Origin of the sequence: Lysobacter enzymogenes, assembly GCF_023617245.1 — a bacterium.
GTDB lineage: Bacteria > Pseudomonadota > Gammaproteobacteria > Xanthomonadales > Xanthomonadaceae > Lysobacter > Lysobacter yananisis.
Map to the genome: position 1 here is coordinate 5,849,644 of NZ_CP067396.1, position 26,548 is coordinate 5,876,191.

Sequence of the window (26,548 nt, forward strand, 5' to 3'; positions counted from 1 at the left end):
GCGGCCGGCCCGTCTGCGCTGCTCGATTGCTGTCCCGGCCGCCCGGCCGCGTCGCGCCGGCCCACGCCGGCACGGCCGACCCAAGGCCGAACCCGGCATGCGCTGCTTCGACGACGGCCGCCCCTGACGGTTGCGGGCGCCCCGATCGGCCGCGGCCTGCGTGCGGCGATGCGCACGGTTTCAATGGCTGCTGATCGGTATACCGTATACGATATGTGTGGAATCTGTGGCGATTCCGTGACTGCGTTCGTGGCTCGGCATGCCTTCGTTGCCGTTCATCGGCAATGTGTCGGACGTACGCATGACCCATGGACCGCGCTTCTGCGAAGCCCATCCCACTAAAGTACTAAGCGTCCCGCCCGCACTCGCTGCGCAGACGCGATCCCTGCCACATTTCGCACGCAGCCCTTGGATAGACTGGCCGCATGAGCATCCTGCCCCGTTCGCTGTCCGACCAAGCCTTCGAAGTGGTACGCGAACGGATCCTGTCGACCCAGATCCCGCCGTTGGCGCCGATCCGCCAGGAGCTGCTGGCCGAGGAACTGGGCATCAGCAAGATCCCGCTGCGCGAGGCCCTGAGCCGGCTGGAGGAACAGGGCCTGCTGTCCTCGCACCCGAACCGCGGCTTTTTCGTGCCGCCGCTGAGCTCGACCGAGGCCGAGGAAGTGTTCGCGCTGCGCCTGAAGATCGAGCCCGAAGCCGCCGCCCAGGCCTGCCTGGTCGCCTGCGAGGCCGGCCAGGAGGCCGCGCGCGCCGCGTTCGAGGCCTGGGAGCGCTCCGACCACGCCGACCCCAATGCCAGCGTGCGCTGCAACCGCGCCTTCCACCTGGCCCTGGTGACCCCTGGCGGGCGCCAGATCACCGCGCAACTGGTCGAGCGCCTGCAAGTGCTGGCCGAGCGCTACGTGCGCAAGCACCTGGAACCGGCCGGACGCGAAGCGCGCGCGGCCAACGAACACCTGGGCATCCTGCAGTCCTGGCTGCAGCGCGACGCCGCCCGGGTCGACCAACTGCTGTCGACCCACATCCTGAGCACCTTGCACGACCTGCGCGCGCAACTCGAACAGATCCCGCAGACCGGCCCGATGCTCCCCGATTTCCGCCGCGCCCCACGCCGCCGCCGCGAACCGGCCTGAGCGGACGGGCTTGAGCGAATCGACTTGAGTGCGTTGGCTTGAGCGAACTGGCTTAAGCGGACCAGAGAACGCGACAGGCCCGCGAACGCGCAAGCGCGACAAAGTCAAAATGGATTCCGGCTTTCGCCGGAATGACGGCAGGTGGGGACGTCCTCTCCCTGTCCGTCATTCCGGCGAAAGCCGGAATCCATTTTGATCTTGCCGTTGCCGTTGCCATTGCCGTTGCTGCGCTTTGCTCTTGGCTTGGACGCAACCTCGCACGAAGCCCATGTTCCGCAGCCCCGGAGGGCGTGCGCATGGATGCGCACGCGCGCCATGGGGCATGGATGCCCCTTATGGCGCGGCCCCGCGCCCCTGTCGAGCCATAGTGGCTCTTGATCCGAAAAAACAAGGCCTTTTCTTTGGTTACTTTCTTTGTGGCTTCAGACAAAGAAAGTGACCCGGCCGCTTGCGGACGGAAGCTCTGGATGTTCGCTTGTCGTCACCCGTACGCACACGCAAAGGCAAACCCTCCGCGGAATGCCCCCTGTAGGAGCGGCGCAAGCCGCGACCGCGCTATCGTGACGATTGCGAAAGCTTCGGCGTAGTTGCGTTGCCTCGGTCGCGGCTCGCGCCGCTCCTACAGTCGGATACGCAACCCCACGCCCGTCATTCCGGCGAAAGCCGGAATCCATTTTGATGTGTTGCTTGCGTTCTTATCGATGTGTCGTGCGACGACAAGCCACCATCAAAAGCTTTCGTCCGCAAGCGGCCGAGCTACTTTCTTTTGTCAGCGCGACAAAAGAAAGTAGCCAAAGAAAAACGCTTGTTTAAGGTCAAAAGACACTAAGTCCAGCACCCGGCGCGGGGCCGCGCCATAAGGGACATCCTGTCCCATGGCGCGCGCGCGCATCCATGCGCGCGCCCTTCGGGGCTGCGGAACTGCGGCCTCGTGCGAGGTTGCGTCCAAGCCGAGAGCAACAGCGAAAGCGAAAGCAATGGCCACGGTCGCGCCTCTCGCCGCTCCTACAATCGGGCACGCAACTTCGCCGCCCCCAAAGCGGCAAGCCCCCTCACACCGTCCCGCGATTCTTCCCAATGAACGGCCGGCAATACTCACGAATCCGAAGCATGTCCGCGTCCATGTCCTCGCCCAGATGGAACGCCGGCCCGATCCCGATGACCTTGTCGGGATAATGGAAATACGCCAGCACCACCGGCACATCGGCGTTCTTGGCGATTTTCCAGAACCCCGCCTTCCACTTCTCCACCCGCTTGCGCGTGCCTTCCGGCGCGATGCCGAGCCAGAACTTCTCCGCGCCCTTGATCATCGCCACCGCCTGGTCGATCACCCCGTGGGCGGCGTTGCGGTTGATCGGGATCACCCCGAAGCGGCGCAGCATGAAGCCCACCACCGGCACCTTGAACAGCGATTCCTTGGCGATGATGTTGACGTTCAGGCCCATCGCCGCCTTGGCCGCGAACGCCCACACCCCGTCCCAGTTGGACGAGTGCGGGATGCCGATCAGCACCGCGCGCGGGATGTCGGGGAACTGGCCGACCATGCGCCAGCCGCCCAGGCGCAGGATCGCGCGGCCGAGCCAGCGCGCCAGCCGGCTCGGCTTGACCCGCGGCACGTTGGGCGGCAACGGCAGCACCACCGAGCCGTCGGGCGCGCCCGGCGGATGCTGGAGTTTGGACGCGCCGTGCGGCGTGCCGTCGGTGTGGGTGTCGGGTTCGGCTGACATGCAGTCTCCGTGGGCTCGCGGGTCAATCCCACTCGCGCTGCGAGCGCGCGCGCTTGGTCTGGCTGCGGTCGCGCTTGGCGCCGAGACGGCGCTCCTTGGCGGCGCGGCTGGGCTTGGTGGCCACGCGCGGCTTGGGCGCGCGCAGGCCGCTGTCGACGAACGCGGCCAGGCGCTCGCGCGCGTCCTCGCGGTTGCGTTCCTGGGTGCGGAAGCGCTGGGCGCTGATCACCAGCACGCCGTCGTTGGTCACCCGCCGGTCGCGCTTGGCCAGCAGGCGCTCGCGCACGGCCTCGGGCAACGACGGCGACTGGGCGACGTCGAAGCGCAATTCCACCGCGGTGGCGACCTTGTTGACGTTCTGCCCGCCCGGACCGGTCGAGCGCACGAAGCGTTCGACCAGTTCCGTCTCGGGAATGGTGATGGTCATGGGTTCCTCCCCTGGCGATTGTAGTCGGCGTCGGCCGTTCGTCCATGACAGGCCGTCGACAGCGTCCGTCGCCCGGCGCTGCGCGCGGATTGGGCGACGTTGCCGGCGCGATGGCGCCATCTCGTCCCCGGGCCCTGCCCGCGTCGTTGACTCGGCCGGCGCCGCGGGGGGACCATGGCGATCCACACCCGATGTGTGCGACCCCCTCGATGCGATCCAAGGAGGACCCCGCATGAAGCGCCCATCCCGTCCGTTCGCCCCGCGCCGCTTCGCCGCGCCGGCCGTGCGTTTGTTCGCCCTGGCGGTGCTGGCCGCCGCCGCGCCCGTCGCCGGCGCCCAGGTCGATCAGCGCTACGACCCGGCCAACGTCAACAGCCGGGTCAACAATCCGGTGTTCCAGCGGCAGATGCGCCAGTCGGCGCAGTCGGTCGCCGAAAGCCTGGTCGGCCGCTCGGCCAACGCCACCGACCAGCGCATCCTCGGCCAGTTCGACCAGGTCCAGACCCAGGCCCTGAACCAGATGCAGAACGCCCTGGACCGCATGCCGCAGCCCGACCCGCGCTACGGCCAGCCCGGCGAGCAGGAGCTCGACGAGCGCACGATCCAGCAGATGCAGCAAACCCCGGAAGGCCGCTACGTGCTCGAGCAGGTGATGGCGGAACGGCGCCGCGGCGGCGGCGTGCAGCGATATCCGCAAGCGCAGGCGCAGTACCCGCAGCAGCAGTACCAGCGCGCGCCGCAGGCGCAGAACGACTACGACCGGCTCTACCAGCAGGCGTACCCGGACGGCATGCAGGGTCCAGGCCAGAACCGCGGCGGTTACCCGCAGCCGCAGTCCTCGACCGGGCGTTCGCTCGGCGGCGCGTTGCTGCAGGACATCACCAACGCCGCGATCCAGCGCTCGATCGGGCCGCGGGTGCAGGTCCAGGGCAATCCGTACTACTACCAACAGCAGCAGGGCCGCCGGCCCTGAGCGCCGCGGCGATAAGTCGCGGCGGCTGAGCGGAAAGCATCGGGCCTGAAGGCCCTCCCACGAGTTCGCCGCCATGGCCGCGAACTCGTGGGAGGGCCTTCAGGCCCGATGGCTTTGGTCCCGGCGCCATGCCCCCTCGCCGCCCTCGAACAACGCCAGCGCCTTGGCGAATTCCGCGTCCGCCGGCGCCACCGCCTCGATCCGCTCGCCGCTGTGCGGATGCACGAACGCCAGCCGCTGCGCGTGCAACAGCATGCGGTGGATGCCGAGCATGCGGAAACTGCGGTTGTGGCGGCCGTCGCCGTGGCTGGTGTCGCCGATCAGGTGATGCGAGAGGTGCTTGAGATGGCGGCGGATCTGGCGGAACCGCCCGGTCAGCGGCTGCGCCCGCAGCAGCGCGTAGCGCGAGGTGTCGAAGCCCGCGGACGCGATCGCCAGTTCGGTCCGCGCCAGCACCGCGAAGCGGGTCTGCGCCGGCTTCTTCAGCGGCTTGCCGGGGCCGCCGTCGAGATCGTGGTCGACCTCGAACGCATCGTCCGCCGGCCAGCCGCGGCACACCGCCAGATAATCCTTTTCCACTTCGCGCGACATCAGCACCTTGCCCAGAGCCGAGGCGGTGTCGCGGTCGAAGGCCAGCAGCAGGCAGCCGCTGGTGGCGCGGTCCAGACGATGGACCAGGAAGATCGGCCGGCCGAACTGCTCGCGCAGGCGGTCGGCGGCGAAGTCGGTCTCGCCGCGCGCCAGCGCGCTGTCGTGAACCATCAGCCCCGCCGGCTTGTCGATGATGGCCAGGGCCTGGTCGGCGTACAGCACCGGCAGGCCGCCGGCGGTTGCGGCGTCGGCGGTCGCGGTCGCGTCGGTGTGCGGAATGAGTGAACTGAACATCGGATGCATTCGCGGCGGACGCCGGCTGGGGTGGTCTGTTCTCATTGTCGTCTATGCCTGGGGGCGCCGCAGCCCCGTCTTTTTTCGCCGCCCCGGTGTTCGCGCCGGAACGGCTTTTCCGCCAGGAGTGTCCATGCCCGTCGCACCGTCCCGCCGCCCGCACCGCCGCCTCGCCCTGCCGCTCGCCCTCGCGCTGGGCCTGGCCGGCCTCGGCGCCCACGCCCTGGCCTACGCCGACGCCGCGCGACCGCCGCAGGGCGCGACCGCCGGCCCCTGCGTGGAAGGCATTTGCGAGTACCGCCTCGGCAACGGCCTGCGCGTACTGCTGTTCCCCGACGCCAGCCGGCCGACAGTGACCGTGAACCTGGTCTACGCGGTCGGCTCGGCGCAGGAGAACTACGGCGAGACCGGCATGGCCCACCTGCTCGAGCACATGCTGTTCAAGGGCACCGCGACCCAGCGCGACATCCCCGCGCAGATGAGCAAGCGCGGCATCGACTACAACGCCACCACCGCGCTGGACCGCACCAACTACTACGCCTCCTTCCCCGCCGACGAGGCGACGCTGGACTGGCTGCTCGGCCTGGAGGCCGACCGCATGGTCAACTCGACCATCGCCAAGGCCGACCTCGACAGCGAGATGACCGTGGTCCGCAACGAGATGGAGGCCGGCGAGAACAGCCCGTTCCGCGCCCTGTACGAACGCGTGCGCGCCACCGCCTATCTGTGGCACCACTACGGCCAGAGCACGATCGGCGCGCGCAGCGACGTCGAGCACGTGCCGATCGAGCGCCTGCGCGGCTATTACCGCACCTGGTACCGGCCCGACAACGCGACCTTGGTGATCGCCGGCCGCATCGATCCGCAGCGCACGCTCGACGCGGTCGCGCGCCGCTTCGCCGGCGTCGCCAAACCCACGCAGCCGCTGCCGGTCTTCTACACCCGCGAACCGACGCAGGACGGCGAGCGCGAAGTGACGGTGCGCCGGGTCGGCGACGTGCGCCTGTTGATGGCCGCCTACCACACCCCCGCCGCCACCCACGCCGACGCCGCCGCGCTGCAGGTGCTCGATGAGGTGCTCGGCCACGTGCCCGGCGGGCGCCTGCACAAGGCGCTGGTGGAATCCGGGTTGGCCGAGAGCATCGGCTCGGACAGCGATTCGCTGCGCGATCCCGGCCTGTTCGGCGCGCAGGTCGCGCTGGCCAAGGGCGGCGACGCGGCCAAGGCGCAGCAGGCGTTGCTGGCGCAACTGGAAGGCATCGCCCAACGCCCGGTGACCGCGGCCGAGGTCGATGCCGCCCGCCAGCGCCTGCGCAACGGCTACGAGTTGGCCTACACCAACGTCTCCGGCGTCGCCCTGGGCCTGTCGGACCCGATCGCGGTCGGCGACTGGCGGCTGTACTTCCAGCGCCGCGACGCGCTGGAGAAGGTCGACGCCGATGCGGTGAACCGGGTCGCGCGCACTTACCTGCGCGCGAGCAACCGCACCCTGGGCCGGTTCGAACCCAGCGACGCGCCCGAGCGCGTCGAGGTGCCGCAGGCGCCTGACGCGGCCGCCGCGCTGCAGGGCTATGTCGGCAAGGCCGCGGTCGAAGCCGGCGAACAGTTCGACCCCAGCCCGGCCAACATCCAGTCGCGCACCCAGACGGTCGTCATCGACACCGGCGTCGGCCGCGGCCTGCGGCTGGCGCTGCTGCCGAAGAAGAACCGCGGCAACACGGTGACGTTCTCGGCCAACTTCCGCTTCGCCCACGCCGACGCGCTGCGCGGCCGCGAAGTCGCCGCGACCCTGGCCGGCGCGATGCTGATGCGCGGCGGCGGCGGGCTCAGCCGCGAACAGATCGACGCGCGCTTCCAGGAACTCAAGACCGCCGCGCGCGTCGGCGGCGGCCTGCAGTCGGCATCGATCGGCCTGACCACGCGCCGCGACCAGTTCGCCGACGCGCTGGCGCTGGCGGCGAAGTTGCTGCGCGAACCGGCCTTCCCCGAAGGCGAATTCGAACAATACCGGCGCCAGGCGATCACCGGCGTGGAAGCCTCGCGCCAAGAGCCCGGCACCCTGGCCGGCCAGGCCATGGCCCGGCACTTCGACCCGTGGCCGGCCGGCCATCCGCTGCGTTACCGCGACCTGGACGAATCGCTGGCGGCGCTGAAGAGCGCCAGGCTCGACGACTTGCGCGCGTTCCATCGCGAGTTCTACGGCAGCGCCGAGGGCGAGATCGCGGTGGTCGGCGACTTCGATCCCGAGGCGGTGAAGCGCCAGGTACAGGCGTTGTTCGCGGCCTGGAAACCGGGCCATGCGTACGCGCCCATCGCCACCGCCTACACCGCGGTCGCGCCCGAGCGGCGCGCGCTGGAAGCGCCGGACAAGGCCAACGGCGTGCTGCTGGCGCGCGCCAACGTGTCGCTGAAGGAGACCGACGCCGACTACCCGGCGTTGGTGGTCGCCAACTACATCCTCGGCGGCGGCGGCATGAAGTCGCGCTTGAGCGACCGCATCCGGCAGAAGGACGGGCTCAGCTACGGCGTGGGCAGCGACCTGGACGCCGACGCCAGCCGCGACGGCCGCGACGACGCCGGCGCCTGGACCGTGCAGGCGATCGCCGCGCCGCAGAACCTGGACAAGGTCGAGACGGCGATGCGCGAAGAATTCGCGCGCTTGATCGCCGGCGGCGTCGACGCCGGGGAACTGCGCGACGCCGTATCCGGCCTGCTGACCCAGCGCCAACAGGCGCGCGCCTCGGACGGCACCGTCGCCGGCCTGCTCGGCCGCAACCTGTTCTTCGACCGCACGATGCAGTTCAGCGCGGATCTGGATGCGAAGTTCAAGGCGTTGACGGTGGACGCGGTGAATGCGGCGATCCGGCGGCATCTGAAGCCGGCGGACTTCAGCGTGTACCTGTCGGGGGATTTCGCGGCGCAGGCCAAGGCGCCGGCGGGCAAATAAGCTCGCCGGCTTGTGCGGCGGCGGTTGCCGTCGTCGCGCAAGCACGTGCAGTTGCAGTTGTTGTTGCAGTTGCTGTTGCTGGTGCTCGCCCTTGAATTCCAGCGCAGCCCTGCAGACCCGGAGGGCGCGCGCATGGATGCGCGCGTGCGCCGTAGGGGCATGGATGCCCCTTACGGCGCATCCCCGCGCCGGGTGCTGGACCTAGTGGCTTGTGACCTTAAACAAGCGTTTTTCTTTGGCTACTTTCTTTTGTCGCGCTGACAAAAGAAAGTAGCTCGGCCGCTTGCGGACGAAAGCTCTTGATGGTCGCTTGTCGTCATACGACACATCGACAAGAGCGAAAGCAACATATCAAAATGGGTTCCGGCTTTCGCCGGAATGACGGGCGTAGGGTTGCGTATCCGACTGTAGGAGCGGCGCGAGCCGCGACCGCGACAACGCAACTACGACGAAACTTTTGCAATTGCCACGGTGGCGCGGTCGCGGCTTGCGCCGCTCCTACAGGGGGCGTGCCGCGGCGGGGTTCGTCTTTGTGTGTGCGTACTTGTGACGACAAGCGAACATCAACAGCTTCCGTCCGCAAGCGGCCGGGTCACTTTCTTTGTCTTAAGCCACAAAGAAAGTAACGGCGGAGTCAAGGTCCAAGTGCATCACCCTGCGCCCGCGGGTTTTTGAGTTCCTCATAGAGCACCTCGACGGGCGAGCGCCTGCCCAGGCTACGACGGGGGCGGTTGTTCATTTCCCACGCCACCTCTTTGAGGCGCTGCGCAGAATGCACCGACAGATCGGTGCCCTTGGGAAAGTATTGCCGCAACAAGCCGTTGGTGTTTTCGCAGGTTCCACGTTGCCACGGGCTATGGGGGTCGGCGAAGTAGATCGCTAAACCAGTGCGTTCGCTCAACTGCCGATGCGATGCCATTTCCTTGCCCTGGTCGTAGGTCAAGGTCTTCTTCAAACTTTCCGGCACGCCTTCGAACGCCGAGCTGAAGGCCTCCAGCACCGTGTGCGCGGTCGCGTCGGCGAGCTTGACCAGCTTGACGTACAAGGTGCGGCGGCAGACCAATACCCCAATCGCCGAGCGATTGTGCGCGCCCACGATCAGGTCGCCCTCCCAATGCCCCGGCATCAGGCGCTCATGCGCGGCCGGCGGCCGCAGGCGGATGTTGGGTAGATCCGGCAGATGGCCGCGGGCGTCGATTCCCTGACGCGTGCGGCGGCCGGACTTGCGCCCCTGCCGCAGCAGACGGGTCACCTGGCGGCGCAATTCGCCGCGCGGCATCGCATAAATCGCGGTATAGATCGTTTCGTGCGACACGCGCAGCCAGGGCCGGTCCGGGTACAGATCCCGCAGTTTGTCGGCAATCTGTTGCGGCGACCAGCACCGTTCCAGCCAATAGCGCACGCGTCGCCACAGCACGGTGTCGCGTCGCAGCTTGCGGCGCACCCGCGCCCGCCGACGCAGCCGTTGGGCCCGCCGGCCCGCCCGGGTCGCATCGTAGCCAGGGTCGAAACGGGGGCGTCCGCGCAGCGGCGGCCCCGAATGGGACCGAAACCCATTACGGCGCAACTCGCGAGCGATGGTGCTTTGCGCCCGACCCAACGTCTGGGCGATTTTCCGTCCGCTCGCCCCTTGGGCGATCAAGACCATGATGGCCCCGCGCTCTTCTGCGCTCAGATGTGAATACTGCTGGCCCATTCACAGTGCCTCACTGAGGTGATGCACTTGAGGTTAGAGACCAGCGCCTTGTTTTTTCGGATCAAGAGCCACTATGGCTCGAAAGGGGCGCGGGGCCGCGCCATAAGGGGCATCCTGCCCCTTGGCGCGCGTGCGCATCCGTGCGCACGCCCTCCGGGGCTGCGGGACGACGGCTTCGAGCTCGAGGGCGAGCACAAGCAACGGCAACGGCAAGATCAAAATGGATTCCGGCTTCCGCCGGAATGACGGCGGGCGATCCTCGACACGGGTGAGCGCCACAGTCTCCGTGCGCGCCGCTCGCGCAATCGGATACGAACCAGCCGAAGCCCCTGTAGGAGCGGCGCAAGCCGCGACCGCGACAATTGAGCCACGACGAAAGTCCGCATCGTGCAGACCAGGCACCGCCAAACCAGATACGACGCCCTCACTCAGGACGCGCACGGCAATGCCGCAACACGCGCCCTGCGCGGCCGCCCTACTTGGACCAACGACCCCGTCGCCGCGGCCACGCCGCCAGCAACGCCCACACGCCGCCCAGACCCGCGATCCACGACGACGCCGGGATCGACCAGAACCGCGGCCCGCCCGATTCCAGGCCGTACAGCACCGCCGCCACGATCAGCAGCCCGGTGCCCAGGATCGCCGACACCGTGCGCCGCACCGCGTCCTTGATCGTGTGGTTGAGGTCGGTGATGTCGGCCGAACGCATCTTCAGTTCGTGCTGCCCGGCCACCTGCTGGCTCAGCCAGGCGTGCAGCAGGCGCGGCATCTCCGGCGCGCGCGTCACCAGTTCCGGCAGGCGCTTGCGGAACTCGCCGGCCAGCCGCTGCGGGCTGTAGCGATCGAGCAGGATGCGCTGCAGCACCGGCCGGGCCACCGCCCAGATGTCGAGCTTGGGGTCGAGCAGGCGGCCGACGCCCTCGATGTTGAGCAGGGTCTTCTGCAGCAGGATCAGCTGCGGCTGCAGGGTCAGTTCGTAGCGCTGCGCGGTGCGGAACAGCTTGAGCAGCACCTCGGCCAGCGAGATCTCGCTGAGCGGACGGGTGAAGTACGGCTCGCACACCGCGCGCGTGGCCGCTTCGAGTTCGTCGATGCGGATGTGCGCCGGCATCCAGCCGGCCTGCACGTGCAGTTCGGCGATGCGGCGGTAGTCGCGGTTGAAGATCGCCATGAAGTTCTCGGCGAGGTAGTACTGATCCTCGTCCGACAACTGGCCCATGATGCCGAAGTCCAGGGCGATGAAGCGCGGGTTGCTGCGCCGCGCCGGGTCGCTGTCGACCCAGATGTTGCCGGCGTGGGCGTCGGCGTGGAAGAAGTTGTCGCGGAACACCTGGGTGTAGAACACCCGCACGCCCTTGGCGGCGAGCGCGCGACGGTCGATGCCGGCGGCGTCGAGCGCGGCGATGTCGTCGGAGGGAATGCCGTAGACGCGCTCCAGCGTCAGCGCGCGCTCGGAGGTGTGGGTCCAGATCACCTCGGGCACGTACATGTCGTCGCTGTCGGCCCAGAACCGGCGCAGCACGCTGGCGTTGGCGCCTTCGCGCTGCAGGTCGAGTTCGGCGGCGAGCGTGCTTTCGATCTCGGCCACGATCGCGCGCGGACGGATCTTGTCGGCGTTGGGATGGGCGCGGTCGACCAGCGCGGCCATCGCGTTGAGCAGGGCGATGTCGCCGGCGATCTTGCCCTCGATGTCCGGGCGCAGCACCTTGACCACGACCTCGCGCGCGGGCCGGCCGCCCTGCGCGGGCAGGCGCGCGGCGTGGACCTGGGCGATCGAGGCCGAGGCCAGCGGTTCGATGTCGAAGCGGTCGAAGGCCTCGTCGATGCTGCGCTCCAGCGCGCTCTCGACGATGCGCCGCGCGGTCTCGCCGTCGAACGGCTTGACCCGGTCCTGCAGTAGGGTCAGTTCGGCGGCGATGTCCGGCGGCACCAGGTCGCGGCGGGTCGAAAGGATCTGGCCGAACTTGACGAAGATCGGGCCGAGCTCCTGCAGCGCCAGGCGTAGGCGCGCGCCGCGCGACATCGCCGCGACCTCGGCCGAGGCGCGCGGCACGAACGGCCGCGCGAGCTTGAGCCAACGCTCGGCGGGAGTGTCGTCGAGCAGCGCGTCGAGACGGTAGCGCAGCAGCACGCGGCCGATGCGCCAGGCGCGGGCGGCGGATTTCATGCGCGCATCCCCGCCTGCAGGGCCTGCCTTTGTTGCAGGGCCCGCTCTTTTGGGAGGGCTTTCAGGCCCGATTCTCTTGTTTCAGATGTGGAAGAAACCTCGCCGCTGACCGAACAGCATCGGGCCTGAAGGCCCTCCCACGACGAGACGCTCATGCGCGGCCGCCCGCGCGCGACTGCAGGCGCGCCACCCGCGCGGCCGCGCGCTCGACGTCGTCGCGCAGCGCGTCGACGTCGTCGTGGAAGGCGTCGAGTTCCGCGCGCGGCACCAGGTCGCGGCTTTCTTCGGTGAGGTAATCGGCGGCGTTGCTGGCGAAGGCGCCGGCGGCGTCGCGGGCGTGGCGCAGCGCGCCGGCCACGGCGTTGGCGATCTGCACCCCGACGATGTCGCCGAACACCGCGGTGAACGGCTGCTGCCAGTCCGGATCGAAACGCTCGGCCAGCCGCTGCAGGCGCCGGGCCAGGTCGGCGTCGCCCTCGATGCGCAGCTTGCCGACCGGCGCGGCCTGTTCGTTGCGCGCCGCGCCAAGCAGGTTCGGCAGTTGCGCGAAGATCGCGCCGAGGGTGCTGCGCACCGACAGATCGGGCTCGTCGCTGCTGCGCACCGGCCCGACTTCCAGGCGCTCGCCGGCGACCAGGATGCGCGCGGCCAACGGCGGCTCGGCCAGGTGCAGGGCGATGCTGCGGCCGTCGAGCGCGGACAGGCCGGCGCGGGTGTCGGGATCGAGCGCGAGCGCGCGGTTGAGCGCGGCTTCCAGGGCGCGGCCGGCGAGCGGCTTGAGCGCATCCAGGGGCGAGGCGGAATCGTTCATGCGCCCATTCTATCCGGGCTCGCGCGGGCGGCTGTTAGCGCTTTGTGCAAGCGCGGTGCGGTCGGCGGTCGCGGTGTGGCGGCGGTGGCGGGGGTCCGTCCGGACGCGCGCGAATCCCGCCTGGGCCCCTTGCAGGGGCGCCGCTCCTACAGGGGGCTTCGGGCGGCTATTGCGCCGCCTTGATCCGCGCCAGGCCCTCGTCGAAGCTCACCCGCGGCACGTAGCCGAAATCGCGCCGGGCCGGGCCCATGTCGTACCAGTGGGTGGTCGAGAGCTGTTCGGCCAGGAACCGGGTCATCGGCGGTTCGCCCTTGAGCGGCAGGACCGTCCACAGGCCTTCGCAGATCGCGCCGACGACGTAGGCAGCGCGGAACGGCAGGGTCTTGTCCACGGTCGGCGCGCCGACCGCGCCGAGCAGGCCGTTGAGGGTCTCGCGCACGGTGCGCGGGTCGCCGTTGCTGATGAAGTAGGCCTTGCCGGCGCAGGCCGCGCCCGGCGCCAGGTGGTCGAAGGCGTCGAAGTGGGCCTGCGCGGCGTTGTCGATGTAGGTGGTGTCGATGCGGTTCTCGCCGGTGCCGACGAAGCGCAGGCGGCCGGCGTTGGCGCGCTGGACCAGCCGCGGCAGCAACTGGTTGTCGCCGACGCCCCAGATCAGGCGCGGGCGCAGCGCGACGGTCGCCAGTTGCGGCGAGTTCGCCGCGAGCACGGCCTTTTCGGCGATGGTCTTGGTGGTGGCGTAGGCGGCCTTGAAGCCTTCGCCGTAGGGCACGGTCTCGGCGCTGCCGCCTTCGACCGGATGGGTCGCGCGGTGGGTGACGCTGGGCGTGGAGGTGTAGACCAGCTGGCCGATGGCGTGCGCCTGGCAAGCGGCCAGCACGTTGTGGGTGCCGACCACGTTGGCCTGGTGGTAGCTCTCGTAGCTGCCCCAGGCGCCGGCCTTGGCGGCGTTGTGGAAGATCGCGCCGCAGCCTCGCGCGGCGGCGATGACCGCGTCGCGGTCGGCGAGGTCGCCCTGGATCTGGGTCACCCCGAGCGGCTCCAGCGCGGGGTAGTGGCCGCGGTTGAAGCTGACCACCTCATGGCCGCGCGCGACCAGGCCGCGGCACAGCGCCTGGCCGAGGAAACCGCCGCCGCCGGTAACGAGGATCTTCATCGCGTTGGGGGTCCGTGCATGTGGAAGCAGATGATAGGCCTTGCGGCGCGCGCGAAGTGTCGGCTGGGCGACTGTGGCAGGGCAGCGGCAAGGGCCGATGCGGCCGAAGTGACTGTGGGAGGGCCTTCAGGCCCGATGCTTCTCTTTCAGGTCGCTGCGATCTGAGACAAAAGCGTCGGGCCTGAAGGCCCTCTCACAAGAGCCGGTGCCCTGGACCTCAATCGCCGATCGCGCGCGCCTGCAGCGTCAGTTTCTCGCGGCCGATCTTGGCGTTGTGGCGGATGTCGACCGGAAAGCCCGGATGGAAGCGGAACCGCTCGATGCCGGCGGTGTGCGCGTGCGCCGCGCCGATCTCGCGCAGTTCGTCGAGGATGCGCTCGCGCTCGCGGTTGCCGATGCGCGGCTGGTGCAGTTCCACCCACAGCAGCGGCCGCTGCGCGCCTTTCTCGCCGGTGCCGACCAGGGCGCTGCGGCGCACCTTGGGGTGGGTGTTGAACACCGGTTCGACCTGTTCGGTGTACAGCGGCCCGGTCGCGGTCTCGACCCGGTGGCTCTTGCGCCCGCAGAACCACAGCCGGCCGTGTTCGTCGAGGTAACCGACGTCGCCCATGCGGTGCACGATGCGCCCGCCCTCGCCCGTGGTCTCGCGGATCTTGGCCAGCCGGGTCATGTGGTCGCGGTTGAAATACGCATCGGTCGCGGTCGGCCCGGCCACGGTGATCTCGCCGACGGTGCCGGCCGCGACCAGCAGTTCGTCCGACCAGTGTTCGATCGCGGCGTCGTCGACGCGGATGATGCGCACGTCGTTGCGCGCCACCGCGCGGCCGACGCAGGTGCCGGCGCCGGCCTCGGTGGCCGCGCGCGTGGATTGCAGTTCGCGGCCTTCGATCACCGCCACCGGCAGGCATTCGGTGGCGCCGTACGGGGTCCAGAACTGGGCGTCCTCGTGCATCAGCTCGCGCAGCTTGGCCACCGTGTCCGGCGGCACCGGCGCGCCGGCCGAGGTGACCCGGCGCAGCGTCGGCAACGGCTGGCCGTGGTCGGCCAGCACCTTCATCAAGGCCGGCGAACCGAACAATTGGTCGCAGCCGAACCGGCGCAGCGCGTCGTGCAGCTTGCGCGGATCGGCCTGCGCCGGACGGGTCGGGTCCATGTCCGGGATCACCGAGGTCAGGCCCAGCGCCGGATCGAACAAGGCGAACGGCGGGAACGTCGGCAAGTCCACGCCGCCGGGCGCGATGCCGAAGGCCTCGCCCATCATCTCGATCTGGGCGACGAAATGGCGATGGCGGAACACCACGCCCTTGGGCACGCCGGTCGAGCCGCTGGTGAACACGATCGCCGCGACTTCCTCGGCGCGGGTATCGGCCAGCTGCGAACCGGCGCCTTCGCCCGCGCGCTCGATGCGTGCGAGGGTGTCGTCGGCCAGCAGCGCGCGCTGGCCGGTGGTGATGCGGATGCGCGCCGACTTCGCCCAGCCCAGTACGACCCGGGCGACGTGCGCGAGCGGAATGCCGATGAAGGCCTCCGGCGCGGCTTCGTCGAGGCATTGGCGCAGCGCGCGCTTGTCGATGCCCGGGTCGATCAGCACCGGCACCGCGCCGGCCTTGAACAGGGCGAACATCAGCAGGAAGAACTCGGGCGAGGGCCGCACCATCACCGCGGTGCGGGTGCCGCGGACGATGCCGCGCTGGCCGAGCCCGGCGGCGATGGCGTCGCTGCGGCGGTCCAGTTCGGCGTAGGTCAGCTCGACGTCGTAGCGCGCCAGCCCGTCGGGCCCGCGCGTGCCGGGGCAGCGCATGGCCACGCGCTGCGGCGATTGCGCGGCCAGCCGCGGCAGCGAAGCGGCGATGTTGCACACGGCGTCGGTGGCGTCCATGGGGCGCGCCTCAGCCGAGCGGATGGCGGTCGAGGAAGGCGCGCACCGCCGGCACCAGCTCGTCGGCCTTGTCTTCCAGCACGTAGTGGCCGGCGTCCTTGAACGCGTGCACTTCGGCGCGCGGCAGCGCGTCGGTGAAGCCCTTGAGGAAGTGGTGGTCGAACACGAAATCGCCGAGGCCCCAGCCGATGAAGGCCGGACGGTCGGCGTATTCGGGCAGCTTGCGGCCCATCGCCTGCACCAGCGGCCAGGCCTTGTCGCCTTCGCCCAGCGGAATGTCCTGGACGAAACGCGAGGTGGCGATGCGGTTGGCCCACGAGTCGTACGGCGCGACATAGGCGCGGCGCACCTCGGCCGGCATCGGCTTGCTCACGCCCAGGCGCGCGGCGCCGCCGGCGAAGGCGTTGAGGCCACGGATCAGGCCGGTGCCGACGGACGAATCGCGGCCCAGGCGCAGCCGCTTGGGCAGCGGCTTGGCCGCCGGCAGCGGGAACGCGCCGGTGTTGGTGATCACCAGGCGCTTGATCTGCTCGGAATGCTTCAGGCCCCAGCCGAAGCCGATGCCGCCGCCCCAGTCGTGCACGGCGAGGGTCATCGGGCCGTCGATGTTCAGATGCTTGAGCAACGCCTCGACGTCGTCCACGCGCGACTGCAGGGTGTACTCGTAGCGCTCGTCGCCGGGCTTGTCGGACAGGCCCATGCCGACGTGGTCGGGGACGATGCAGCGGTAGCGGTCGTGCAGGCCCAGCACCAGCTTGCGCCAGTAATAGCTCCACGACGGGTTGCCGTGCAGCATCACCACGACTTCGCCGTCGCGCGGGCCCTGGTCGAGGTAGCTCAGGCCGATGCCCGGGCGGACCTCGAAGCGCTGCGGCTGGAACGGGTAGTCGGGGAAGCGGGAGCTGGACGTCATCGGGGACTCGGTGGCGGCGCGCCTCGCGGGCGGGCCTGGCGGACAGGCCGCCATTATCGGGTGCCGGGGCCGGATGGGGAATTTTTGCGGCCCGAAGGCGCCGCGGCCCCTGCGGGAGCGGGCTTCGCGCTCGCGCCGGACGCCGCGGATTCGCGATCGCGGCTTGCGCCGCTCCTACAGGAAGCCCATGCGGGCCCGCCGGCGCTCGCGAAACGATCAGAAGCCGCTGTAGGAGCGGCGCGAGCCGCGACCGCGGGACTTCGGCCTCGCGCCGCCAGCAACGACAACCGCGCGTATCCGCCGGCATTCGCAACAAAACCTATCGTTTGAACATGCCGCCCCTGTGCCGATGCCCGCGAACGCTTGCCGCACACTCGCCGGACCATGAATTCCCGCGTCCCTCCTGCGCATGCGTAGCAAGCTGTTCGTCCCGGGCGCGCGGCCGGAGCTGTTCGACAAGGCCCTGGCCGGCGCCGCCGATGCCCTGTCCTTCGACCTGGAGGACGCGGTCGCGCCCGAGCGCAAGGCCGCCGCCCGGGTGGCGGTGGCCGCGTTCCTGGCCTCGTCCGCCGTCGCGGCCTCGTCCAAGCTGATGATCGTGCGGGTCAACGCGCCCGCCAGCGAGCACTTCGCCGCCGACCTGGCCGCGGTCGCGCGCGAGGGCGCCGACCTGATCAACCTGCCCAAGATCGAATCCGCCGATGCCCTGCACGAGGCGGTGGCGGCGCTGGAACGCGCCGAGGCGCGCAACGGCGTGGTCCGCCCGATCGGCCTGCTGGTCAACATCGAAACCCCGCGCGCGCTGCGGGCCGCGGCCTCGATCGCCGGCGCGCACCCGCGCGTGGCCGGGCTGCAGCTCGGCCTGGCCGATCTGTTCGAGGCCCAGGGCATCGCCCGCGACGACCGCGCCAACGTCCACGCCGCGCTGTTCGCGGTGCGCATGGCCGCGGCCGAGGCCGGGGTGTTCGCGCTCGACGGCGCCTACGCCGACCTGCACGACGAAGCCGGCTATTTCGACGAAGCGTTGGTCGCCAAGCGCCTGGGCTTCCTCGGCAAGACCTGCCTGCACCCGCGCCAGGTCGGGCTGGCCAACCGCGCCTTCGCCGCCAGCGCCGACGAGATCGCGCGCGCGCGCCGCATCGTCAGCGCGGCCGAAACCGCCGCCGACGGCGGCCGCGGCGTGTTCGTGGTCGATGGGCGCATGATCGACCGGCCGTTCCTCAAGCGCGCGCAGGCCCTGCTCGCGACCGCGGAACGGCCGTGAGCGGCCGCGGCGCGGGCGCCGCGGCACCCTGGCGCGGCGCATGCCGCGCCGCGCAACAGTGAGGGGACGGGAGCGGATGTCGCAGCAGTCGCAGTCGGTGGTGGGGGAACAAGGCGCGCCCGCGGCGCGTCGCGCAGTCGTCGCAGCATCGGGCGCCGGAGCCGTGGCGCCGTCGCGCGCGCGGCGACTGTGCGCGCTGGCGCTGTGGGCCTTGCTGCTGGCGCTGGCCGCGCCGCTGCAGGCCGAACCGCTGACGCCGCTGCGCAGCGTCGCGCTGCCGGCGCTGCCGGCCGAAACGCTGATCGGCGCGGCCCAGCTCGACGGCGCCACCATCGCCATTGCCGCCGACGGCGCCTGGCGCCTGGACCCGGGCGCGAGCCAATGGCGCGCGCTGCGCAGCGACGCCGCGACCGCGCCGCGCAGCATCGCCGGCGACGGCAGCCGCGCGTTCGCGCTGTCCGCCGACGGCGCGGTCGCGCGCCTGCAGGCCGATACGCAACGACTTCAAGCGCTGGCGTTGCCGGCCTTGCCCGAAGCTGTGCGCAACGCCACCGCGGCATGGACGGCCGACACCTTCTACCTCGCCGGCCTCGGCGCCGATGGCGCGCCGCGCCTTTATCAGCGCCCGCTCGCCGACGACCGCGCGGCGTGGACCGCGGCCCCGGCCTGGACCGAAGCCGGCGCGCCGCGCAGCCTGCTGTCGCAGACCAAATCGCTGTTCCTGGTGCTCGCCGATCCCGCCGGCGGCGGCGACCGCCTGCTGCGCTGGACGCCGGGTCAGCCGGCCTGGCGCGACGCCGGCCGCGTGCCCGGCCAGGTTCCCGCCGGCGCCGGCCGCGCCACCGGCCAGGCGCACCTTCTGATGCCGGTACAACCGACCGCGCACGCGCCGGCGCGGCTGATGACCTACCAGACCATCACCGCCGCCTGGGCCGAACTGCCCGGCGCGCAGGTGCCGGCCGACGCGCTCGCCACCGCCGCCTGGCCCGACGGCCTGGCGTGGGCGCGCGCCGACGGCGCCGGCCGCGTCCAGTTCGCCGCCGCGCAGATCCAGTCCAGCAAGCTGCGCCTGCACTGGCTCGACTGGGTGGTGATCGTGGTCTACCTCGCCGGCATGATCGGCATCGGCCTGTACTTCTACCTGCGCGAGAAGCGCGGCAACACCGACAGCTTCTTCGTCGGCGGCCGCAGCATCCCGTTCTGGGCCGCCGGCATCAGCCTGTACGCGGCCAACACCAGCTCGATCAGCTTCATCGCCATTCCGGCCAAGGCCTTCGAAACCAACTGGCAGTACATGGCCAACAACATCATCGCCGTGTTCGGCCTGGTGTTCGTGGCGATCTGGGTGGTGCCGCTGCTGCGCCGGCTCGACCTGATGTCGGTGTTCTCGTACCTGGAAACCCGCTTCCACCCGGCCATCCGCATGCTCGCCAGCGCCTTGTGCGTGTTCGTGCAGATCGGCAGCCGCATGAGCGTGATCCTGTTCCTGCCGGCGCTGGCGATCGCCACCATCACCGGCATCAGCGTGTTCTGGAGCGTGCTGCTGATGGGCGGCTTCACCATCGTCTACACCGCGATGGGCGGGATGAAGGCGGTGATCTGGACCGACTTCGTCCAGGTCATCGTCAAGATGGGCGGCGCGATCTTCGCCATCGGCTTCATGATCTGGGGCCTGCGCGGCGGCTTCGGCCAGTTCTGGTCCACGGCGATGGCCGAGGGCAAGATGCACACCTTCGACTTCAGCTTCGACCTGACCAAGGCCACCGTGTGGGGCTTCGTGTTCCTGGTCCTGTTCGAGGTGGTGCTGACCTTCCCCAAGGACCAGGTGCTGATGCAGCGCACCTTGTCGACCAAATCCGACAAGGAAGCCGGGCGTTCGATCTGGGCGTTCGCGGCGATCATGATCCCCGGCGGCATCGTGTTCTACACCATCGGCACGGCGATGTTCGTGTACTACCGCGAACACCCCGAGCGCATGAACCCGCTGCTGCCGATCGACGCGACGTTTCCGATGTTCATCGCCGCCGAACTGCCGGTCGGCGTGACCGGGCTCATCATCGCCGGCATCTTCGCCGCGGCGATGGCGACGCTGTCGGGGATCATGAACTCGGTGGCGACGCTGATCTCGGTGGACTTCTACGAGAAGCTGCACAAGGGCCACACGCCGCAACAGAGCGTGCGTTTCGCCGAGTGGATGACCGTGGTCGTGGGCCTGATCGGCATCGGCGCGGCGCTGCTGCTGTCGAAGTTCGACATCCACTCGCTGTTCGACGTGTCGATCGAACTGGCCGGCCTGCTCGGCGGCGGTTTCGCCGGCGCCTACACCCTGGGCATGTTCACCCGCCGCGCCAACTGGCAGGGCGTGGCGATCGGGATCGGCGCGAGCATCGTGCTGACCCTGGGCATCTGGACCTTGCGCGCGGTGCATCCGTACTACTACCTGGCGATCTCGATCGCGCTGTGCATCGCGATCGGGTATGTGGCGAGCCTGTTCTTTCCGGCGCCGACGCAGTCGCTGGACGGGCTGACGATCTATCGCGACCGGCGCTCATCCGCCCCTTCGGGGCCCCTGCTCCCGCAAGCGGGAGAAGGGACAGCCAGCAGCGATCGGCTTTGAGCCCTTCCCCGCTTGCGGGGTGAGGCGCTGCGTTTGCGAGCCATCGCTCGCGCAACGCCGAACGACCGAACGCTCTGCGTTCGGGCCTGGGCGGGGTTGGGGTGAAGCCCCAAAAAAAGATGACCAATGGACGTAGCCCACCCCACCCACCTGAGGTAGCGTTGCCCGACAACGAACGCGAGCCGCCGTGGAAACCCAGTTCCTCAACACCTTCGTCACCATCGTCGACCAAGGCTCGATGGCCGCCGCCGCGCGCGTGCTCGGCATCACCCCGGCCGCGGTCGCGCAGCAGATCCGCACCCTGGAGCGCGAGATCGGCGCGCCGCTGATCGCGCGCGTCGGCCGCACCGTCAGCGTCACCGAGGAAGGCGCGCGGATTCTGCCGCGCACGCGCGAACTGCTGCGCAACGTCGCCGACCTGCGCAGCGTCGCCACCGAAAGCGAAATCGCCGGCGAACTGCGCCTGGGCGCCTGCCCGACCGCGCTGGCTGGGATCCTGCCCGACGTGCTCGCGCGCATGGTCGAAACCTTTCCGCAGATCAACGTGTTCATCAAGCCGGGCTATTCGGCCGACCTCTACCACGCGGTCGAACAGGGCGACCTCGACGCGGCGATCGTGCTGCAGGCGCCGTTCCCGCTGCCCAAGACCTGCGAGTGGCAGCTGCTGCGCGAGGAGCCGCTGATCGTGCTGGCGCCGGCGCACCTGGCCGACCGCGACCCGCACGAACTGCTCGCCACCCAGCCGCTGATCCGCTACGACCGCCACCAGTGGGGCGGCCGCCAAGCCGAGGAATACCTGCGCGCGCAGCGCATCGTCCCGCGCGAGCGTTTCGAATTGAACGCGCTCAACGCCATCGCGGTGATGGTCGACCGCGGCCTGGGCGTGTCGCTGGTGCCCGACTGGGCGCAACCCTGGCCCGAAGGCCTCAAGCTCGCGCGCATCGCCTTGCCCGACGCCTCGGCCAAGCGCTGCATCGGCATCGTCTGGTCGCGCTCGAGCGTGCGCGTGCGCCTGGTCACCGTATTGCTGCAAGAAAGCCGCAAGGCCATGCAGCAACGCAACGGCCCGAAGCCCCTGTAGCAGCGGCGCAAGCCGCGTCCGCGACATCGCGCTTACGACGCGACCGTGCGAGCCCGCGGCCGCAGCTCGCGCAGTTTCTACATTCGGGGTCGAGAAACGGCGCGACCTGCATTACCCAACGCGCAACGACGACATTGAAGGTCGCGCGCGTTCTGCCTTGGTGCAACACAAACGCAGAACGATGCCTAACATGCGCGTTTAAATAGCACTTAATGAGTGCATCAGGACGATCAACGTCCCGAACTCGGCGTTGCCCTAGGCAAGAGTCCCCTCATGCGCCCCCTGGCTCGAACATCGCCTCAGTTTGCGAGGCTCCATCTTGACGCTCGCGAAAAAAACGATCAAAGCTGCAAGCGGGCCGCGATAGTCGCGGATATGCTCGCCAGTCGGCAGCCCCATGCGGCCTACCCATGTCGCGAAGGTGCTGGACAGCTACCAAGCCCCAGTAAACGGTCTTGGCCTGAGAATGTAAGCATGCCTTACGAAGAATAATTGTCTTGTGCCATTTGCCGCATTCCCTTCAAAAAATTTCATCTTTGAACGAACAAGCCTCAAGGACGCTTCGCCATGACCATCAGCCTTGAACTGCTAGCCAAGATCAACGCATTGGAAGATGAAAAGCTCAAAGCCAGGGTTATTGGGGTGCTTACGGGCCCCGGGAAAAGAATCGCCAGCGATGAGGCTATCTACGAATCCATCGTGTCCGACTACATGGCGGCCAGGGAGCATTGGGACCGACGAAGGGTGTGGAAAGCCGAGGACGCAGCCGCCTTCGCGCAGTACTTCCAGAAAGAAAGCCCGGAAGAATACGCTGATTTCTTATGGCAGGAAAAAGAATTCAATCAGATCGAGGCGCGACTCGCTTGGTCGGTGCGGCGCTTGATATTGAAGTGGATGCCAGGCCTGGACGAGTCTGACATTACTGGTCTATTTGGGAAATTCCGAGATCACGCCAAATCCGACTCGACCTGACCAGAAAGGATCGAACTGTGGCGAGTTACTTTTTGGCCGACACAAGCAGTTTGATCTATGCCTATCGCGCGGGCGGCCCTCAGTTGCTTGATACATATCGGCGAACTGTCGAGGCGAACGGCTCCAAGCTCGCAGTCTCCAAAACCGTGGAAACCGAGATTGCGAACGGCCCTCTCAGAATCGAGATTGGGCAGTATCTGGCAGACCGGGACATCACGATTCTCACTGCTCCCGAGGTGGAACAGCAGTTGGCGTCTGCCATCGATCCTGACGAATTCGACAAGTTGTCCAAGAACGCGGGGGAACGTTCCCTGTTGGAGATCGCGGCCCGCGAGCAAGCTGAAGGCCGCAACGTCACGATCTGGTCGGACGACAGACATTTCGCATCGCCGCAGATCCAACGTCAGTTGCAACGCGATATGCCGGGCCTGCTAACCAGGACCACCGCGCAACTGCTCGATCAGGCGCACCGCGACAGCTTCGTTACCCACGCCGAGTATCGACAGCACTTGGACGGCTACCGCAATCTGCCCGATTTTCAGGACAGCCCGCGTCTGAATTCGTTCGATCCGTCCCTCGCTTCGCCTGCCGCACCCACGATCGATCCGGCCGGGGACGAGGCATCCTTGCGTGGTCCCAAAAGGCAAGGCGGTTCCGCTTCGGCGGAGCTATTGATCGGCGAGTCGCCCAGGCATGCGTTGCTGCGTTCCGGCGGCCTGCTGGCGACCGGGGTGGATGTGGCGCTAGGCGCGCACCGCGTCGCAGATCGCTTGGGACAGGACAATCCGGCGGCTGCGCGGTCCGAGGCCCATCATGTCGCAGCACGCAATGTTGGCGGCTGGATCGGCGGCGCGTCGGCCGGCTTGGTCGCCACGGCGGCGGCCACCGGCCCCGGTGTGGTCGGCTTCATCGTGGTCGGCGGCGCGGCCGTGGCCGGTGCGAAGGTGGGCGAGCATGTCGCGACGGTGCTGGACAGCTACCAGACCTTCAAGCAGACCGACCGTGACGGCGTGAAGTGGGAATCCAACGGCCGGCAATGGGTGCGTCAAGACCTGGGCGACCTGCTGGACGACGGCCAGAACAAGCCGATGATGCAGGCGTTTTCCGCCGGCCCGGAGAAAGCGAACGAACTGAGCTACCGGGCCAGCAATTCGGCGACGGAACTGGCGATGGGGAAGTTGGAAGCGCCCCGCAATCCGTACTCGCACGCAGCGGCGGACAGCGACCCGGCGAGCCTGCGCCGCGCCGATTGGGAGCGCAATCCGCAAACCGGAGCGTGGGACCGCAAGGTCGTCGTCGGCTTCGAGCAGCCCGGCGTGCCGATGATGCGGGTCGATGCGGCCAGCCCCGAGCGTGCGGCGGAGTTGGATCGCGTTTCGCAGCAAGTGATCCAGGAGAACATCGCCAACGGCCCGGCGCCGATGGCCGCGCGCTATCAGATGGTGCATCGGAGCGAAGGCTGGGACCGGTTCGGCGCGGTGCCGCCCTCCATCGATTCGGCGCTGCGTGACGATTCGTTGATCGCGTCGGATGGAAGGCTGTACCAGCGCACGGCGGAAGGGCAGTGGCAGCGCAACGGCGAGTCCGTTATCGCCGCCGGCAACTTGCGTCAGGAACTCGACAGCACGCGCGCGGCGCTGCAACCGCAGTTGGCGCAGCATGTGCAGCAAGTGGCTGCGATCCCGGCATGGCAACCGCCGACCTTGGAAGACATCGAGCGGGCGGACTTGATGGCGACGTACAAGACCCACAACGTCAATCCCCGACCGGAACAGTTGGAAGCGGCCTTGGAAGCGGTGCGACGGACGCAACAGGAATACGGTGTAGCGCCGCTGGCGACTTCGTTGCACCTGGGACGCAACGCGCGCGGCGGCTACGACATCGACAGTCCGATTGAGCATATCGGCCGCGACGCGGACGGCGCGAACCGGGTCCATGCCGAAACCAGTTCGCTGGACGTGCAAATGGCGATGCTGGATTTGCGCTCGCCGCCGCCGACCGCGCCGGAGGCGCCGGAACTGCGGATCGCGAATCTGTCGCCGCAGCAACGCGAAGCGTTGGAGCAGGTCGTGCGCGAGGCGAATCGGTTGGGCCTGTCGCGCGACGACGTGCGGGACTCGGCGCGGCGGGCGGTGGCCGGCGCACGGTTCCAGGATCGCGAGCCGGAGATTGTAGTCAACGCTGCCGAGGCGCACCGGGAACGGACGCCGCGCGCGCCCGAGGTGCCGAGTCAGCCGAAGGCGACTTCGCCCGAGCCGACGAACTCGGCGGCGGTCGCGCACGCCACTGCGGCGCCGCTGGAGCGGCCCGAAGCGCTGCGTCGCGCGGACGAGGCATCGTCCCCCGTCCGATCGTCGCCGGTCGCGTCACAGGCCGCCGCCTTGCCTGCTGGCGTCTCGACAGATACGCCGCGCCCTCGCGAGCCGTCGCCATCGCCGCCTGGCGCCGTGGCATCGGAGGCGATGCCGGAAACTCGACGCGAGGTCGAACCGGTGTCAGCACCTGCACCCGAGCGCGCAGCGGCGTCGGTAGAGGCGCCGCCGCCCGCACAGGCGGTCCGTGCCGAGGTCGTGCCGGCCCCGCCCGTGGCGGCGACGCCTGCGCCGGAAGTCATCTCCCCGATGGAGCCTGCACCGCGTGTTCCGGACGCGACATCGCTACAGACGGCGGAAGCACCAACTCCCGCCCCCGAGGTTGCGGCGCCACCCGTCGCCGGCACTACGCAGGAATTGGAAGATGACCGTCTCCGCCCTGGCGACCGAGGGCAGGACGTGGAGTTGTTGCAATACCGCCTGGACCGCATCGGCTATCGCGATGGGAATGGGGAACGCCTGCCGCAGAACGGCCAGTACGACGCCGCCACCGAACAGGCCGTGCGCCAGTTCCAGCGCGATCAGGGACTGGCCGACACCGGCATCGCCGACCCCTCGACGCAGCAGGCGATGTCGGCGGCGCAGTACGCGCGGATCGAGTCGCGCAAGGCGGCCAGTCAGGACGCGCCCACGGCGACGCCGGAGCGCATCGCGGCGGCCGACCAAGAGGCATCGCTGGCGCGGGAAGATGCGCCCACTTCGCCGCTCCGCGACGACCGGGCTGTCGCTCCGGCTGCGCACGACCCGCCCAGCCCCAACGCACGCGACACACCGGACGACGCCCGCGTAGCGGACGCGCCGGATCGAGCCGTCCCGGCATCCGCCGTGCCCGCCGCGCGGGACGCGTTGCCGGAGCCGGCGGCGGCAGCTTCGCCCGAACGACCGACGCACGATGCGGCAACCATGGCACAGCCGGGTTCGGCGATGGACTTGTCGCAGTTGTCGCCCAACGATCAGGCGATGTTCGCGAAGATTCGCGCGGGCGCGCCCGGCCACGTTTCGGATGAAACCGTGGCGGCGGCGATGCTCTCGGCCAAGCGCGACAAAATCCAAGATGCGGACAGCATCGCGCAGGTGGGCGTCGCCCACGGCAAGCTATGGGTCGGCGCGACCACTCCCGGCTTTTATGGCGTGGCGTCGCTCTCCGAACCGCCGCCCGCGATGCAGGAGACCGTGCGCGAGGCGCAGACGCTCAATCAGCAACTGGCGCGGGAAGCGGCACAACGCAATCCAGACGATCCGAGCCGCGGGCCGTCAAGGTAGCCGGATATGGAATGGACACGACCGCACTCCCGCACATGATCTACCTACTTCGCGATCAGCGAACCGGGAAGTCGTTTTTGCCGCAACGCAACAAGAAAAACTGACGCGTCACCCAACAAAACCTAGCCTCTGAACATAGCGCGCAACGGTTCTATGCCTCCGGGCGAACGCATAGTCTCGCCAGCATCCGGGGATCGCGCGATGTCGGGGACGTCGCCACAAGGACGCGGCCACGCTGCCGTCGGGCCAACGCCGGAACGATGCG

The 26,548-nt window shown here is 69.1% G+C and carries 18 protein-coding genes; 9 read left to right on the top strand and 9 right to left on the bottom strand.

Features of this window, described 5'->3' with window-relative positions; translation table 11 throughout:
• Window positions 1-425 precede the first annotated feature (425 nt).
• Entirely contained in the window at window positions 426-1,136 is a 711-nt protein-coding gene (locus JHW41_RS24430; RefSeq protein WP_078997289.1) for a GntR family transcriptional regulator, read from the top strand.
• A 1,052-nt stretch (window positions 1,137-2,188) separates the two neighbouring features.
• Here JHW41_RS24430 and JHW41_RS24435 read toward each other — a convergent pair.
• Both JHW41_RS24435 and arfB read right to left on the bottom strand, forming a co-directional pair.
• Window positions 2,189-2,863 carry a 1-acyl-sn-glycerol-3-phosphate acyltransferase gene (locus tag JHW41_RS24435; protein ID WP_078999963.1) on the bottom strand — a complete coding sequence of 225 codons (675 nt, stop codon included), beginning with the start codon at window positions 2,861-2,863 and terminating at the stop codon, window positions 2,189-2,191.
• A gap of 22 nt (window positions 2,864-2,885) precedes the next feature.
• Entirely contained in the window at window positions 2,886-3,290 is a 405-nt protein-coding gene (gene arfB, locus JHW41_RS24440; protein ID WP_057945878.1) for an alternative ribosome rescue aminoacyl-tRNA hydrolase ArfB, read from the bottom strand.
• A gap of 232 nt (window positions 3,291-3,522) precedes the next feature.
• Here arfB and JHW41_RS24445 point away from each other — a divergent pair, with 232 nt between their 5' ends.
• The gene (locus tag JHW41_RS24445; RefSeq protein ID WP_250448144.1) at window positions 3,523-4,263 is read left to right on the top strand and encodes a hypothetical protein; all 741 of its coding nucleotides are present in this window, start codon (window positions 3,523-3,525) and stop codon (window positions 4,261-4,263) included.
• 99 nt (window positions 4,264-4,362) lie between these two features.
• On the opposite strand, the gene JHW41_RS24450 is transcribed toward JHW41_RS24445, so the two are convergent.
• The gene (locus JHW41_RS24450; RefSeq protein ID WP_250448146.1) at window positions 4,363-5,148 is read right to left on the bottom strand and encodes a pseudouridine synthase; all 786 of its coding nucleotides are present in this window, start codon (window positions 5,146-5,148) and stop codon (window positions 4,363-4,365) included.
• 133 nt (window positions 5,149-5,281) lie between these two features.
• Here JHW41_RS24450 and JHW41_RS24455 point away from each other — a divergent pair, with 133 nt between their 5' ends.
• Complete coding sequence (locus JHW41_RS24455) at window positions 5,282-8,095, top strand: M16 family metallopeptidase (protein WP_250448147.1); 2,814 nt, start codon at window positions 5,282-5,284, stop codon at window positions 8,093-8,095.
• A gap of 45 nt (window positions 8,096-8,140) precedes the next feature.
• Window positions 8,141-8,356, top strand: coding sequence for a hypothetical protein (locus tag JHW41_RS24460; protein ID WP_250448149.1), 216 nt, complete (start codon window positions 8,141-8,143; stop codon window positions 8,354-8,356).
• A 373-nt stretch (window positions 8,357-8,729) separates the two neighbouring features.
• On the opposite strand, the gene JHW41_RS24465 is transcribed toward JHW41_RS24460, so the two are convergent.
• The 6 genes from JHW41_RS24465 to JHW41_RS24490 form a co-directional block, all read right to left on the bottom strand.
• Complete coding sequence (locus JHW41_RS24465) at window positions 8,730-9,791, bottom strand: IS30 family transposase (RefSeq protein ID WP_250448151.1); 1,062 nt, start codon at window positions 9,789-9,791, stop codon at window positions 8,730-8,732.
• Window positions 9,792-10,266: 475 nt separating this feature from the next.
• Window positions 10,267-11,958, bottom strand: a complete 1,692-nt coding sequence (ubiB, locus tag JHW41_RS24470) for a ubiquinone biosynthesis regulatory protein kinase UbiB (RefSeq protein WP_057945873.1) — start codon at window positions 11,956-11,958, stop codon at window positions 10,267-10,269.
• Window positions 11,959-12,109: 151 nt separating this feature from the next.
• On the bottom strand, window positions 12,110-12,769 hold the full coding sequence (locus JHW41_RS24475; RefSeq protein ID WP_057945872.1) for a ubiquinone biosynthesis accessory factor UbiJ: 660 nt from the start codon (window positions 12,767-12,769) through the stop codon (window positions 12,110-12,112).
• Between the two features lie 166 nt (window positions 12,770-12,935).
• Entirely contained in the window at window positions 12,936-13,922 is a 987-nt protein-coding gene (gene oleD, locus JHW41_RS24480) for a 2-alkyl-3-oxoalkanoate reductase (protein ID WP_250448153.1), read from the bottom strand.
• A 217-nt stretch (window positions 13,923-14,139) separates the two neighbouring features.
• Window positions 14,140-15,801, bottom strand: a complete 1,662-nt coding sequence (gene oleC / locus JHW41_RS24485) for an olefin beta-lactone synthetase (protein WP_250448155.1) — start codon at window positions 15,799-15,801, stop codon at window positions 14,140-14,142.
• 10 nt (window positions 15,802-15,811) lie between these two features.
• Window positions 15,812-16,714 carry an alpha/beta fold hydrolase gene (locus JHW41_RS24490; protein ID WP_057945869.1) on the bottom strand — a complete coding sequence of 301 codons (903 nt, stop codon included), beginning with the start codon at window positions 16,712-16,714 and terminating at the stop codon, window positions 15,812-15,814.
• A 409-nt stretch (window positions 16,715-17,123) separates the two neighbouring features.
• On the opposite strand from JHW41_RS24490, the gene JHW41_RS24495 reads away from it, so the two are divergent.
• The 5 genes from JHW41_RS24495 to JHW41_RS24515 all read left to right on the top strand — a co-directional run bounded on the left by JHW41_RS24495 (window position 17,124) and on the right by JHW41_RS24515 (window position 26,283).
• Window positions 17,124-17,978, top strand: a complete 855-nt coding sequence (locus JHW41_RS24495) for an HpcH/HpaI aldolase/citrate lyase family protein (RefSeq protein WP_057945868.1) — start codon at window positions 17,124-17,126, stop codon at window positions 17,976-17,978.
• A 163-nt stretch (window positions 17,979-18,141) separates the two neighbouring features.
• Window positions 18,142-20,595 carry a sodium:solute symporter gene (locus JHW41_RS24500; RefSeq protein ID WP_250448156.1) on the top strand — a complete coding sequence of 818 codons (2,454 nt, stop codon included), beginning with the start codon at window positions 18,142-18,144 and terminating at the stop codon, window positions 20,593-20,595.
• A gap of 187 nt (window positions 20,596-20,782) precedes the next feature.
• Complete coding sequence (locus JHW41_RS24505; protein WP_057945867.1) at window positions 20,783-21,676, top strand: LysR substrate-binding domain-containing protein; 894 nt, start codon at window positions 20,783-20,785, stop codon at window positions 21,674-21,676.
• Between the two features lie 567 nt (window positions 21,677-22,243).
• Entirely contained in the window at window positions 22,244-22,648 is a 405-nt protein-coding gene (locus JHW41_RS24510; RefSeq protein ID WP_250448158.1) for a hypothetical protein, read from the top strand.
• 17 nt (window positions 22,649-22,665) lie between these two features.
• Window positions 22,666-26,283: a peptidoglycan-binding protein gene (locus JHW41_RS24515; protein ID WP_250448160.1), complete on the top strand. Its 3,618-nt coding sequence runs from the start codon at window positions 22,666-22,668 to the stop codon at window positions 26,281-26,283.
• The last annotated feature ends 265 nt before the right edge of the window (window positions 26,284-26,548 follow it).

Coding starts and splice junctions, on each gene's coding strand:
- arfB (WP_057945878.1), bottom strand. CDS start 3,290: ATGACCATCACCATTCCCGAGACGGAACTGGTCGAACGCTTCGTGCGC.
- oleD (WP_250448153.1), bottom strand. CDS start 13,922: ATGAAGATCCTCGTTACCGGCGGCGGCGGTTTCCTCGGCCAGGCGCTG.
- JHW41_RS24445 (WP_250448144.1), top strand. CDS start 3,523: ATGAAGCGCCCATCCCGTCCGTTCGCCCCGCGCCGCTTCGCCGCGCCG.
- JHW41_RS24475 (WP_057945872.1), bottom strand. CDS start 12,769: ATGAACGATTCCGCCTCGCCCCTGGATGCGCTCAAGCCGCTCGCCGGC.
- oleC (WP_250448155.1), bottom strand. CDS start 15,801: ATGGACGCCACCGACGCCGTGTGCAACATCGCCGCTTCGCTGCCGCGG.
- JHW41_RS24455 (WP_250448147.1), top strand. CDS start 5,282: ATGCCCGTCGCACCGTCCCGCCGCCCGCACCGCCGCCTCGCCCTGCCG.
- JHW41_RS24490 (WP_057945869.1), bottom strand. CDS start 16,714: ATGACGTCCAGCTCCCGCTTCCCCGACTACCCGTTCCAGCCGCAGCGC.
- ubiB (WP_057945873.1), bottom strand. CDS start 11,958: ATGAAATCCGCCGCCCGCGCCTGGCGCATCGGCCGCGTGCTGCTGCGC.
- JHW41_RS24430 (WP_078997289.1), top strand. CDS start 426: ATGAGCATCCTGCCCCGTTCGCTGTCCGACCAAGCCTTCGAAGTGGTA.
- JHW41_RS24510 (WP_250448158.1), top strand. CDS start 22,244: ATGACCATCAGCCTTGAACTGCTAGCCAAGATCAACGCATTGGAAGAT.
- JHW41_RS24495 (WP_057945868.1), top strand. CDS start 17,124: ATGCGTAGCAAGCTGTTCGTCCCGGGCGCGCGGCCGGAGCTGTTCGAC.
- JHW41_RS24435 (WP_078999963.1), bottom strand. CDS start 2,863: ATGTCAGCCGAACCCGACACCCACACCGACGGCACGCCGCACGGCGCG.
- JHW41_RS24465 (WP_250448151.1), bottom strand. CDS start 9,791: ATGGGCCAGCAGTATTCACATCTGAGCGCAGAAGAGCGCGGGGCCATC.
- JHW41_RS24450 (WP_250448146.1), bottom strand. CDS start 5,148: ATGTTCAGTTCACTCATTCCGCACACCGACGCGACCGCGACCGCCGAC.